The sequence below is a fragment of the Deltaproteobacteria bacterium genome, from assembly GCA_003696105.1.
GTDB lineage: Bacteria > Myxococcota_A > Polyangia > Haliangiales > J016 > J016.
In genome coordinates, this window is the sequence record RFGE01000021.1 from 1 (window position 1) to 11,912 (window position 11,912).

Annotated in this window: 9 protein-coding genes; 3 read left to right on the forward strand and 6 right to left on the reverse strand. The window is 72.2% G+C overall.

Features of this window, described 5'->3' with window-relative positions; translation table 11 throughout:
• Window positions 1-19: 19 nt before the first annotated feature.
• The 6 genes from D6689_01310 to D6689_01335 form a co-directional block, all read right to left on the reverse strand.
• Window positions 20-1,093 carry a VWA domain-containing protein gene (locus tag D6689_01310; GenBank protein RMH44875.1) on the reverse strand — a complete coding sequence of 358 codons (1,074 nt, stop codon included), beginning with the start codon at window positions 1,091-1,093 and terminating at the stop codon, window positions 20-22.
• Between the two features lie 171 nt (window positions 1,094-1,264).
• Complete coding sequence (locus tag D6689_01315; protein RMH44876.1) at window positions 1,265-3,376, reverse strand: hypothetical protein; 2,112 nt, start codon at window positions 3,374-3,376, stop codon at window positions 1,265-1,267.
• Window positions 3,373-4,281: a DUF58 domain-containing protein gene (locus tag D6689_01320; GenBank protein RMH44877.1), complete on the reverse strand. Its 909-nt coding sequence runs from the start codon at window positions 4,279-4,281 to the stop codon at window positions 3,373-3,375. Before D6689_01320 ends, D6689_01315 begins: the two co-directional genes overlap by 4 nt.
• Before the next feature lie 83 nt (window positions 4,282-4,364).
• Window positions 4,365-5,405 (reverse strand): MoxR family ATPase, encoded by a 1,041-nt coding sequence (locus tag D6689_01325; GenBank protein ID RMH44878.1) that lies wholly within the window; start codon window positions 5,403-5,405, stop codon window positions 4,365-4,367.
• Window positions 5,406-7,028: a hypothetical protein gene (locus tag D6689_01330; GenBank protein RMH44879.1), complete on the reverse strand. Its 1,623-nt coding sequence runs from the start codon at window positions 7,026-7,028 to the stop codon at window positions 5,406-5,408.
• Window positions 7,025-10,219 carry a DUF4175 family protein gene (locus tag D6689_01335; protein ID RMH44880.1) on the reverse strand — a complete coding sequence of 1,065 codons (3,195 nt, stop codon included), beginning with the start codon at window positions 10,217-10,219 and terminating at the stop codon, window positions 7,025-7,027. Before D6689_01335 ends, D6689_01330 begins: the two co-directional genes overlap by 4 nt.
• Here D6689_01335 and D6689_01340 point away from each other — a divergent pair.
• From D6689_01340 to D6689_01350, 3 genes are read left to right on the forward strand one after another with little or no spacing between them, the layout of a single operon-like run.
• Window positions 10,132-10,770 carry a sigma-70 family RNA polymerase sigma factor gene (locus tag D6689_01340; GenBank protein RMH44881.1) on the forward strand — a complete coding sequence of 213 codons (639 nt, stop codon included), beginning with the start codon at window positions 10,132-10,134 and terminating at the stop codon, window positions 10,768-10,770. The genes D6689_01335 and D6689_01340 overlap by 88 nt on opposite strands.
• Before the next feature lie 2 nt (window positions 10,771-10,772).
• Window positions 10,773-11,414: a hypothetical protein gene (locus D6689_01345; protein ID RMH44882.1), complete on the forward strand. Its 642-nt coding sequence runs from the start codon at window positions 10,773-10,775 to the stop codon at window positions 11,412-11,414.
• Entirely contained in the window at window positions 11,411-11,890 is a 480-nt protein-coding gene (locus tag D6689_01350; GenBank protein ID RMH44883.1) for a hypothetical protein, read from the forward strand. Before D6689_01345 ends, D6689_01350 begins: the two co-directional genes overlap by 4 nt.
• Window positions 11,891-11,912 lie beyond the last annotated feature (22 nt).

Genomic DNA, 11,912 nt, shown 5'->3' on the forward strand with positions numbered 1-11,912 from the left:
CTGGTGCCGGGGGTGGCCGTCACTTGACGATCGGACCGCCGCCGCAGCCGTAGTCGACGCGGACTTCGCCCACGCTGCCGCTTTGCAGCTGGTCGCACGTGGCGCCGTAGAACGTGATCGAATTGGTCGCCGGATCGTAGTCCCAGCCGTCGGCGTGCGACGGATTGCGCGGAACCGGGACGTCGTCGAAGTACACGCCGAGTTCGCCGACGTCCTCCGGCACTTCCTCGAGCGCGAAGGTACACGACGGCACGTTGATCTCGCCGGCGATGGCGTCGAGCGCGGCCTGCAGCTCGGCGGGCGAGTTGGCCGCGTAGTAGGTCAACGTGCCGCCCGCATTGGCCATCGCCTGCAGGGTCGTCGGGTCGCTGTTGATGCCGTCGCCGAACCCGAGCACGTAGGTCGGGATGCCGGCATTGCGCAGCGCGGTGATCGCCTGAATCGACTCGTTGATCGCGGGATCGGTCGGGTCGGCGATGTTCTTGCAGTTGGGCTGTCCGTCCGTGGCCAACAACACATATCGCCCCTGCGGATTGACCGGGATCGAGTTGTAGTAGGCCAGCGCGGCCTGCAGCGTCGTGTGCGTCGGCGTGCCGCCGTCTGGACGGGTCGCGTTGAGCGCCGTCGTGATCGCACTGCTGTTTTGCGGGGCGATCGCGGAGCGCACCGACCCGGGTGCGCATGTGTCGTCGTCCGGGTAGAGCGCGAGCCCGAAGTTGATGCCGCTGTCGTACGCGGTCACGAGGTCGATGAGGGCGCCGCGCATCACCTGCCATTTCTGCTGGCCGGTACCGAGCGGCTCCTCCATGGAACCGGACTTGTCGACGACGAGCAGCAGGTCGGGCGGCGGGACGGCCGTGATCTCGATCGGCTCGACCTGGTCGCACACGGCCGCGTCGACGAACTCGTCCCCGCCTCCGCCGCCGCCACCGCCACCGGCACCGGCGTCGGCTCCGCCGGTGACCGATCCCGGGCTGCCGATCGACGAGCAGGCGGCCAGCGCGGCCGCCGGCGCGAGGTGCGCGGCGGCCGCCAGCGCGGTGCGGAGCGGCGCCCAGGGGCGAGGCGATCGACGGCGGACGGTGGCACGCATGGCCTCGTGTCGGTGCAAACCTGGGGCCAGTCGGCGAGCCGGCAGCGCGCGTTCTTGCGTTCGCGTGCCCGGGGGCGCAGTCCCGATCGTCCGGGGAATTTCCCCCCCGGCCGCAACCAGGGTTGCGTGCGGCGGGCGGCCGCGCGGGCCACCTGCCGGGACCGACGCGCGTCAGCGCCGCGCGACCAGGACTGACTCGAGCAGCAGCAGGCCGAGCAGGCCGACCGCGATCGCGTGCCACAGCTCGACCCGCCGTTCGGGGCGCGCCGCGGGCTGGCGGCCGGCGACGTCCGGCGCCGCCTCCGTGAGCGCGCGCAGGTCGAGGCGGCGCACGTCCGACGCGCGCGGATCCAGGTTTACGGCGAAGTCGGCCTCGGGCGCGCGCTCAGCCTTGCCGCTGGCTGTGGCGAACGACACGCGGTACAGGCCGGGCGTGTCGGTGTCGGCGAACGTCACCGCGCTGCGGCCGGCGACGCGTTCCCCCTCCATGATCGTGCGCCCTGTCGGCCCGACGATCTCGACGCGTGTCGTGTTCGGCAGGATCGGCAGGTCGTAGCGCCAGCCGACGCGCACGTCGCGGCGCTGGCCGTCGTCCGGTTTGCGCGCCAGGTGGCGGACGGCGCGTTGCACGAGCGGCAAGAACCCGGGATGGATCGGGAAGTCCGTCCAGTCGCGGTCGATCGTCGAGGTCCACAGCAGCACGTGGCCGTCCCCGAGTTCCCCCTCGACGAGGGCAGCGGCGCCGTTGGAGTAGCGCATCAGGACGCGCCGGTGTTCGACGCGCGTCGTCGGTCCGAGCAGCATGACGCGGTAAAACCGCGCGTCGCGCAGACCGGTCGCGTCGGCATCGAACGGCGCCAGCACCGGATGATCGCGGTCGAGCTTCGCGAGCCGAAGGGCGCGCACGTCGCGCTCGGGGCCGCGAGCGCCATAGCCGGTGTCGATCGGATCGCGAAGCTGCTGGGGCAGCAGATCTGCCATCGCCGCGTTGTAGTCGTCGGCGCCGACGCGATCGCCCACGGTGATGAACAGGCCGCCGCCCGCGCGCAGCCAGTCGACCAGCCGACTGACGTCGGGCGGCGACAGCGCGCGCACGTTCGCCAGCACGACGACGTCGAATGCGTCGAGCGACAGGTCCGCCAGGTCGTCGGGCAACGCCCGCGTGACGACCACGCCGCTGTCGCCGCGGTCGCCGGGGCGGAGCGCGGTTTCGAGATAGAACAGCTCGTCCTCGTGCCGAATCGTGCGCGCGTCGCCGTCCACCAACAGTGCGCGCACGTCGTCCCGCAGCTGCGCGCGGACGTAGTGCCGATCGTCGACGGGCAGCGCGTCGGGATCGAGTTCGACGACGAGGTCGGCTCGTTTGGCGCCGTTCGGCAGCGCGGCGGCGAATCGTTTGACCGCCTGCTCGCCCGGGCGCAGCGACACGGTGGCGGCGGCGACGGGGCGGCCATCGATCGACAGTCGAATGCCGCGCTCGTCAATCGGCGTCGTGCCGAAGTTGGCGACGGTCGCGGTCACGCGCACGCCGCGGCTCCCGGCCGCGGGGTCGGTTTGCACCTGGACGTCGACGACCGCGGCGTTGTCGATCGTGCGTTCTCCGGGCGCCCCGCCGAGAGGATTGACGAGCGCGATCGGCGGGAGGTCGCCGCGGTCGGGCAGGTCGCCGCGCGTCCACCCGCGCACCGGCACGCCGATCACGTAGATCGTCTTGACGGCCTGGCGCGACTGCGCGAGCAGGCGTGCGGCGCGCGCGAGGGCGCCGGCCAGATCGCCGGGACGCGGTTGAGGCCGCATGCCGGCCAGTGTGTCGCGCAGCGCCAGCGGGTCGCGCCCCAGCCCGTCGGGCGCCGGCGCGCCCTCGGCAAGCGGGACGATCGCGATCTCCGCCTCGGGCCCCATGCGGTCCAGCAGCGTGAGCGCCGCGGCACGGATGCGGTCGGCCAGCGGGCGGCCGTCGACGGTCGCGGCCGCCGCGAGGGTGTTGTCGACGACGAGCACCGCGGCCTGCGGGCCGCGCGCGACCGCCGGCCCGTCGGCGGCGCACGAACTAACCGGCTTGGCGAGCGCGAGCGGGATCGCCAGGCACACGAGCACGCGGGACGCCAGCAGCAATAGCTCGCGCAGTTGCAGGCGTCTCGCCACGCGTTTGTTGGAGCCGAGCAGGAAATCGACCGCCGCGAAGCGAACGCGCTTGGCGCGCCGGCGGCCGATGAGGTGCAGTGCGATCGGGATCGCGACGCCGGCGGCGCCGAGCAGCATGGCCGGGGCGAGGAAGTTCACGCGGTGCCCCCGGCGGCCGCGCGCACGCGCGGCATGAGAAAGTCGAGGAGCGATCGCTCGAGCGGTTGCGCCGTCGACACGAGGTGGTGCTCGACGCCGCCGGTGACGCACTCGCGGCGCACGCCGGCGACGAAACGGTTGAGTTCGCGGCGATAGCGCGTGCGGATCGCGTCGGGTTCGGCCAGCAGCTCGGCTCCGCTCTCGAGATCCTCGAAGATCGTGAGGCCCGAAAACGGCAGCGACAGCTCGTGCGGATCGAGGGTCTGAAACACGGCGACGTCGTGGCCGCGGGCGCGCAGCCGGCGCAGCATCGCCAGCGCGTCGCCGCGGCGATCGAACAGGTCGGACGCGACGACGACGAGCCCGCGCCGGCGGCGGGTCAGCTCGGCGACCCGCTCGAGCACCGGGCCGATCGGGTCGGCGCCACTGGCGCCGGCTGCGGTCACCTCGTCGAGCACGCCGAGCAGGTCGTGCAGGTGGGACGTGCGCGCTCGCGGGGGCACGTAGCGCAGGTCGCCGGCGCCGAATACGGTCAGGCCGACGCGGTCGCGCTGGCGGATGAGCAGGTAGGCGAGTGCGGCCAACAGGTGGCTGGCGTAGGCGACCTTGGACAGCCCGTCGCCGCGGTAGGCCATCGACCCGGTCGCGTCGAGCACCAGATGTGCGGTGAGTTCGGACTCTTGCTCGAACTGCTTGACGTAGTAGCGGTCCAGCTTGCCGTAGGCTTTCCAGTCGATGTGCCGCACCTCGTCGCCCGGCGCGTACTCCTTGTGCTCGGAAAACTCGACGGACGATCCGTGCAGGCGAGCCCGGTGCAGGCCCGACAGCGCACCTTCGACGATCACGCGCGCGCGTACCAGCATGGTCTCGAGCTTCGAGACGGCGACGGGATCGAGCAGCGACATGGCGGCGATCAGGTGCGCGCGCGGCCGGGCCGTGCGCTGTGCGTCGGAATTGGGCAGGCGCGCCGGCGCACGACGGCAATCTCCTAGCGGCCGCCGCCGGCGACTGCGGCGACGAGTCGGTCGACGAGGTCGGCGGCGCTGACCCCTTCGGCCTCTGCTTTGTAGTTCAGGATGAGCCGGTGCTGTAGGGTCGGTCGGGCGAGGGCAGTGATGTCCTCGTCGGCGACGGCGAACCGGCCGTCGAGGATCGCGCGCGCCTTCGCCCCGAGGACGAGGTACTGCGACGCGCGCGGACCGGCGCCCCAGGACACGTACTCGCGCACGAACTCGGGGGCGGCGGGGTTTGCCGGACGGGTGGCGCGCGCCAGCGCGACCGCGAGCTTGACGCAATGGTCCGCTACCGGCACCCGCAGTACCAGGTCTTGCAGTTCGATGATGCGGTCGGGCGACAGCACCCGCTGGATGGGCGCCCGGTAGCTCGACGTCTGCTGGCGGACGATCTCCTCTTCCTCGTCCTCGCTCGGATAGTCGACGTCGACCTGGAACATGAAGCGATCGAGCTGCGCCTCCGGCAGGGGATAGGTGCCCTCTTGTTCGATCGGGTTTTGCGTGGCGAACACCCAAAACGGCCGCTCGAGGTCGTAGGTGCGGCCGCCCGCGGTGACGCGGTACTCCTGCATCGACTGCAGCAGCGCCGCCTGGGTCTTCGGCGGCGTGCGGTTGATCTCGTCGGCCAGCACGATGTGGGCGAAGATCGGGCCGCGGATGAACCGAAACACCCGCCTGCCGGTGGAGTGGTCCTCTTCGAGGACGTCCGTTCCGGTGATGTCCGACGGCATCAGGTCGGGCGTGAACTGAATGCGGTTGAAGGTCAGGTTCAGCGTTTCGGCCAGCGTCTGGATGAGCAGCGTCTTTGCGAGGCCGGGGACGCCGACGAACAGGCAGTGACCGCGCGCGAACATCGCGGTCAGGAGGTGGTCGACCACCTGGCGCTGGCCGACGATGCGCTTTTCGATCTCGCGCGCGATGTCGGCGCGCGCGCGCGCGATGTCCTGCACGGCCTCGAGGTCGGAGGTCTCGCGTGGGGATTCGACGGCGGTGATAGACGAGCGAGTGGAGTCCATTTATCGCGGAGTGCGGGTGAGTGTATCGCACGCTCTGCGCTCGCGCTCGGCTCGGCCGACATCGCCGAGCGCGCGGTAGGCCTGCGCCAGTCCGCAGCGGACGGTCGGATCGAACGGCTGGATGCGCAGCGCCCGCTCGAACGCCTCGGCGGCGGGGCCGGGCCGCCCGGCGCGCAGGTGCGCCGCGCCGAGGGTCGTGGCCGGGCCCGCGTCGGTCGGGTCGAGGTCGACCAGCGGCGCGGCGAGTTCTGCGGCGCGATCCGCGTCGTCCAATTCGAGGTACGTGCGCGCCAGCTTGCCGGCGATGAACGGATCGTCGCCGGCGATCGCCAGCGCCTTTTCGTACTCGATCGCGGCCGCCTTCGGCATGTGCCGAGCTCGCAGGATCCCGCCGAGCCGGGCGAAGTTGCGCGCTTTCGCGTCGCGTACGCGGTCGACGCCGAGGTTGTCGGTGTCCCCGTCGGGCGCCTCGGGATCCCCTTTGCGGATGCGTGCGCGCCCGGTGTGACCGGTCAGGTCCGGGCGCCGGCTGAGCTTCCGCTTGCGCAGGTAGCGGCGCCACGCAGACTCGACCTTGCTGAACCGCCCGAGCCCGGTGACCTCGGTGACGGCGCGGCGCGCGCTCGCGCCGTCGCGTTGGCGCGCGAGGATCCGGCGCAGGCCGTCGTAGCCGACGCGCTCGTGCAGGAACGTCACCATCGTGTACACCTCGGCGAACGCGAGCGCAGCCGCTTCGGCGGACGGCAGCTTGGCCATCGACGGGTGCATCGCGTCGAACTCGATGAGGCGCCCGGACGCCAGCGCGGATGCCAGCAGGTTCTCCTCGACCGGCGACAGCGTGTCGGTCGGCGGCGATCGCCAGCGCGACTGTTCGAACCGTGCGAGCCCCTCCTGCAGCCATACCGGAACCGTATCGTAGCTCGCCCGCGACACGACGTAGTGCGTGTACTCGTGCGCGAGGGTGTCCATCCAACTGTAGCCGAACACGGTCGCGCGCGGAGTCACAATCATCAACTTGTTGTACTTGCACAGAGCGATCGTCCCGGTCGTGTCGATCTCCGACTCGGTGAGGGTGGACACCTTTGCCAGATCCGATGCGCGCGACAAGATCTCGACCCGCACCGGCGTCGGCGGCTCGTAGCCGAGGTCATCGCCGATCGCGTCGTAGGCGCGATCGAGTACCTCGGCGGCCAGATCGACGATGACCTCGTCTTTGCCCGGAGGATAGTGGATGACGAAGCGGCCGCTCGGCGACTCGTAGCGGGCAAATCCTGCCGTCGCCTCGATGGTCGACGCGACGAGCGCGCGCAGCGGTCCGACGTTGCCGAACGCCGCGTCGTCGGGCAGCCCATCGAGCCGCCGGGCGGCCCGCTCGTAGTCGCCCCGCAGAAACGCCAACTCCGCCTGCAAGTAACGGGTTTCCGGAGCGTCCGGCGCCGTTCGGGCGAGCGCCGAGATCGCGCGCTCGGCGTCCTCGAACCGCCATGCGTACAGCAGGCGCGCCGCCTTGACGTAGTCGCCCAGACCGCTGCCGGCGCGCGCCGGCGCCGGTGCGACCGCCGATATCGCCGCGGTCCACGCCGCGAGGCACGCGCCCACCGCCATTCGGCCGGCGCCCGTCATTTGATCAGCTCCTCATAGTAGCGGCGGATCTGTTCGGCGAAGCCGGGCGGCTTGTCCTTCTTCATCGCCTCGAGGATCTCCTCGCGGAACGCCTCCGGCGCGCGGTACTCGTCCGCGCCCGGGATGCGCACCGGCTCGTCGCGCAAACCGCGGCCCCCGGCTTGCCGCTGGCGGGCCGCGTCGCGCGCGGACTGCCGCGCGCGTTCGAGCGCGTCAGCCGCGTCGCGCGCCCGCTGGCGGGCGCCCGGCGGATCGCCGGCGCGCATCCGCTGTTCGGCGCCCTCCATGTGGCCGACCGCCTCGCCGAGCCCGTCGGCCATCGCCTGGCCGGCCGAGCCCGGCAGTTCGCCGGCGATCTTGCGGGCGCGGTCGCGCAGCCGCTCGGTGCGGCGCCGGATCGCGCGCTGGCGCCGGCGCAGCTGGCGCAGCGCATCGCGGTCGGCCGGCGACATGATCTGCTGCGGGCTCGGCGTCGCGGCGTCGAGCAGTTCGACGAGCTTGCGCGCGAGCGGCACGGCGCGCGCGACCTGGTTGTACGCGTCGCCGGTGCGATCGCTCCACGGTTCGCCGCTGTCGAGATCGGCGCCGAGTTCGGCCTCGACGGTTTCGAGGCCGTTGAGCGCCTGGCGCGCCATCGCGAGCGCTTCAGCGAGGTCGCCGTCCCGCAGCATCTTCGCCACGTCGTCGAGTCGTTGCTTCGCGATCGGCAGCTCTTCCTTGGAAAACGGTGTGAGCCCCGCTTTCGGCACGCGGTCGATGCGCCGCCGCAATTTCTGGATCAGCCGGTCGGCCTCTGCGCGGACCTCCTTGGCCTTGTCCTCGAGCAGTTCGCTGGTCGCCTCGGAATAGCGCTGCATCAGGTCGTCGGCGCGCCGCGCGGTGTCCTTCTGATCCTGCGCGAGATCGGCCAGCTCGCTCATCAGTTCGTCGAGTTGGCGCTGCTGTTCGGTGAACTTGTCGCCGCGCAGAGTCGACAGCGCCTGTTCGAGCTGCTGTTGTGCGTCGTCGAACAGCGCGTTGCACTTGGCCATTTGCCGCTGCGCCGCCGCCGCGTCGCCGGCGGCCAGTAGGCGGCGCACCTCGGCGAGGCAATGTTCGCCCTCGTCGTCCGCGAGCGCCTCGGCGTTGACGTAGCGGTCGAGCACGTCCTCGCCGAGCGACGTCTGCTTGCGCGAGAGCGCGGCCAGATCGCGCTCCAGCGCGCGCAGCTCGCGCTCGATCTCCGCCAGCGTGTCGGGATCGCCGGTGCGTTCGTACTGTTCGAACAGCGCGGCGATGCGCTTGCGCCGATCGGCGATCTCGTCGGTGAGCGCGAGGACGTTCTCGAGCCGCTGCCGGTCGATCCAATCGGCCATCAGCAGCACGTCGCGCTCGCACTCCTGGACCCAGTTCGCGTCGCCGCGCGCGAGCTGGGCCGGCGCGGGCGCGCCGGCGTCGAGGAGCTTGGCTTCGGTCGACACCAACGCGCGAAGCCGCGCGTGCATCGCGCCGAGCGCCGCGCGCAGGTCGTCGCCGGCGCGGTCGTCGTCGGCCAGCGCGGCGACGATGGCGCCGACATCGCCGGCGATCGTCTGCGCGCCAGCGTGTAGCGCGCGGTGCGCATCCACGTCGGCCGGCGCGACGACGAGGCGGCCGCCGAGCTGCGCGACGAGCTTCTCGAACAGCTCCGCCTGCCGGTCGACGAGCTGCTCGTGGCGTTCGCGTTTGCTGAACACGCGCAGATAGAACGTCTTGGACTTGGCGACGTTCGGTCCGGACACGTCGTCGTTGTCGGCCGCCTCGAGGTGGTAGGCGACGCGCGTGCCCGGACGCAGGTCGACCTCGGCGAGATCCCACAGGTAGCGCCCCTGTGACGTGCGGCGCGGGTCGTCGGCGGTCCACAGGCGGGCGCGGCCGGCCTCCGCGTCGTCGTCGCCGGTCCACACGAGATCGATCGTTCGCAGGCCGTAGTCGTCCTCGGCGGTCCACGCCAGCTCCACGCGCTTCTTTCCCTCGACGTCGAGTTCGTCGGCCGGCGCGTACAGTTCGATCGCCGGCGGCTCGTCGGGCTCGATCTCGATCGCGTGCGCTTCGGCGTCGACCGCCGGCGGGCCGTCGATCCGCTCGACGTAGAAGCGGTACCGCGCGGGTGCGCGCACGGTCCACGTCGCGGCGAACGCATCGCCGGCCGGCTGCAGCACCAGCGGGTCGCGATCGCCGCCGCCGTCGCGCTCGAACAGCAGCTTCGCCGCGCGTGCGGGGGCCAGCGGCCGCGCGCGCAGCGACACCTTCGTCCCGGGCATCGCCCGGAAGTCGCCCGACGCGGATGGGAGGGTCACGGCCGGCCGCCCGGTGTAGCCGGGGTACTCGAGGTGGATCTCGATGTCGCCGACGACCGGCGCCGCGGAGGTCTGCGCTCCGGGGATCGCGTCGTCGCCGGCGGCGAGCGCGAGGCGCCAGCCGTGTGCGATCGACCCCGGCGCCGCGGCCGACGCGGCGACGACGACGGCTGCCGCCGCGGACGCGATCGCCGCGGGAGCTCGCAGGCGGCGCGCGGGCACCGCGGCGGCGACATCGACTCCGGCGAGTTGGCGCGCCGTCTGGTCCGCCAGCGCGTCGATCAGCTCGCGCGAAAACGCGGCGCGGCTGGCGCGTTCGAGTTGCACTGCAGACAGCAGGTCCGAGCCGCCGAGGTAGCGCGCGACCGCCTCGTCCGAGCGCCATCGCCGCCGCGCGGCCGCGTAGCGCACGGCCGCCGCCGCCGCCGCCGCGACTGCGGCGCCGACCGCCGCGCCGGCGACGGACGGAGCCCGCGCGGCGCCGACCGCCGACGCCGCCAGCGGCGCCACGACCCCCGCGAGCGCCGCGACGGCCCCCGCGATCAACGCGCCGGCCGCCGCGGCCTGACCGACGAGCCGGCGGCGCACGCGGGCGAGCCCGGCGTGTATGGCGTCGAACGAGTCCACCGCGCTACCGGCGGGCAGTGTAGCTCGAATCGCCGCAGGGCGCCCCCGCGCGCCGGCAGGCCGGTCGCGGTCGCGGCTTCGCGCCCGCAGGCCGGCCGCCGCGCCAGGCGCCGTCGCCGGCGTGTTATACCTGCCGGTGCGTGAATAAGCGGGTCCACATGGCGTCGATCCCACCGGATGACGCACCTGAGGACGCCGGCGATCGCGAACTCGTGGACCGCGCGCGAGACGGCGATGCGGACGCATTCCGCGTCCTGTTCGAACGCTACCGGCGACGCGCGTACGCGGCCGCGTACGGCATGCTCCACAACGCGGACGACGCGCTGGACGTCGTGCAGGAGGCGTTCATCAAGGCCCACCGGCATCTCGGTACCTTCCAGGGCAACGCCAGCTTCTACACCTGGCTGTACCGGATCGTCATGAACCTGTGTATCGACCACATTCGCCGCCGCAAACGCGCGCGCCACGTCGACTTCGACGACGCGATCGGCCATGACGAAGCCGATGCGCCCGTCGGCGAGGAGGCGCTGCTGCCGCGCATGCTCGACGGCAACCCGCAGCGAAATTTGGCGCGGCGCCAGGTGCGCGAGTACATCGCGGAGGCGCTCGAGACGCTGTCGGACAATCACCGCGCGGTGATCATCTTGCGCGAGCTGGAGGGGATGTCGTACGAGGAGATGGCCCAGGCCATGCAGTGCGCGAAGGGCACGATCATGTCGCGGCTGTTCCACGCGCGCCGAAATCTGCAAAAGCGGCTGCTCGAGTTGATGGGCGGCGAAACGGATCTAAAGGTGTAACTATGGCGGGCCGGCGCGACGACATCGACCTCATGGTCCACTACGACGGCGAACTCGGCGAGGACGTCGGGCCGCTGTCGGCAGACGACGAGCGAAAGCTCGACGCGTTGGCTCAGATGACCGAACTGGTGCGCGGACACCTCGAGCTGGCCGCCGACGAGGTCGAGGAGCGGCTCGACGCGATGTGGCCGGCCATCGAGCGGCGCATCGGCGCCAACGGCCGCGCCGCCGACGGCGCGATCGCACCGGCCGCGCGCGCGCCGGCGGCCGACGGCGCGCCGGCCGGCGCGTGGGCCGCGCTCGGCCGGTGGCTCGACCGCTATCGCAGCCAGGTGCTCACCGGCGCGGTGTGCGCGGCGGCCGCGGCCGCGCTGGTCATCGCGCTGCGGCCGCCCGAGACGATCACGCGCACCGAGATCGTGCGCGTCGAGCCGCCGGCCGGGGCGGCCGGCGGCCCCGCCGCCGCGCAGGCGAGCGGCCAGGCGGGCGCCGCGCCGACGTTCGTGGTGTCGGAGCCGGCGGTCGTAGACAGCGTCGAGGTGGACGACGGTGCGGGAACGATCTTGACCATTCCCGGCGAAGCCGGCGAAAACCCGACGACCGTGATCTGGGTGACCCGAGACGACGTGGAGGGCCCGATATGAACTGGCTGCTGACCGCGGCCGCGCTGCTGGCGATCGCGCTGCCCGCCCCGGCGGCGCGCGCGCAGTCCAAACCGGCGGCCGCGTGCGACGTGTTCGAGATCGAAGCCAACAACGACGGCAAGGGGATCGACCCCGGCCTGGGCGGTCTCGCGCGCGTCCTCAAGAAGCCGCCGTTCGCGAGTTGGTCGTCGTTCGTGCTGATCGCGCGCCATCGGGCGAAGGTGGCCACGGCGGAGACCGCCGAGATTGCGCTGAAGGTCGGCGGGCGGCTCGACCTCACCGTGCGCGACGTGGTGCGCAAGCAGGGCAAGAAGCCGCGGCTGCGCATGGCGGTCGCGTGGGTCAACGCCAAGGGCAAGAAGGCGACCGCCAGCTCCGAGGTCGACAGCGGCGACCCGTGGTTGATCGGCGGAGAGCCGATGCCGGGCAAGCCCAAGTCGACGTACTTTTTGGGCATCGCTTGCACCGTGCGGTGACGCGGGCGGCCGGCCGCCCGGC

Coding starts and splice junctions, on each gene's coding strand:
- D6689_01310 (RMH44875.1), bottom strand. CDS start 1,093: ATGCGTGCCACCGTCCGCCGTCGATCGCCTCGCCCCTGGGCGCCGCTC.
- D6689_01320 (RMH44877.1), bottom strand. CDS start 4,281: ATGTCGCTGCTCGATCCCGTCGCCGTCTCGAAGCTCGAGACCATGCTG.
- D6689_01325 (RMH44878.1), bottom strand. CDS start 5,405: ATGGACTCCACTCGCTCGTCTATCACCGCCGTCGAATCCCCACGCGAG.
- D6689_01330 (RMH44879.1), bottom strand. CDS start 7,028: ATGACGGGCGCCGGCCGAATGGCGGTGGGCGCGTGCCTCGCGGCGTGG.
- D6689_01340 (RMH44881.1), top strand. CDS start 10,132: ATGGCGTCGATCCCACCGGATGACGCACCTGAGGACGCCGGCGATCGC.
- D6689_01335 (RMH44880.1), bottom strand. CDS start 10,219: ATGCGTCCGCATCGCCGTCTCGCGCGCGGTCCACGAGTTCGCGATCGC.
- D6689_01345 (RMH44882.1), top strand. CDS start 10,773: ATGGCGGGCCGGCGCGACGACATCGACCTCATGGTCCACTACGACGGC.
- D6689_01350 (RMH44883.1), top strand. CDS start 11,411: ATGAACTGGCTGCTGACCGCGGCCGCGCTGCTGGCGATCGCGCTGCCC.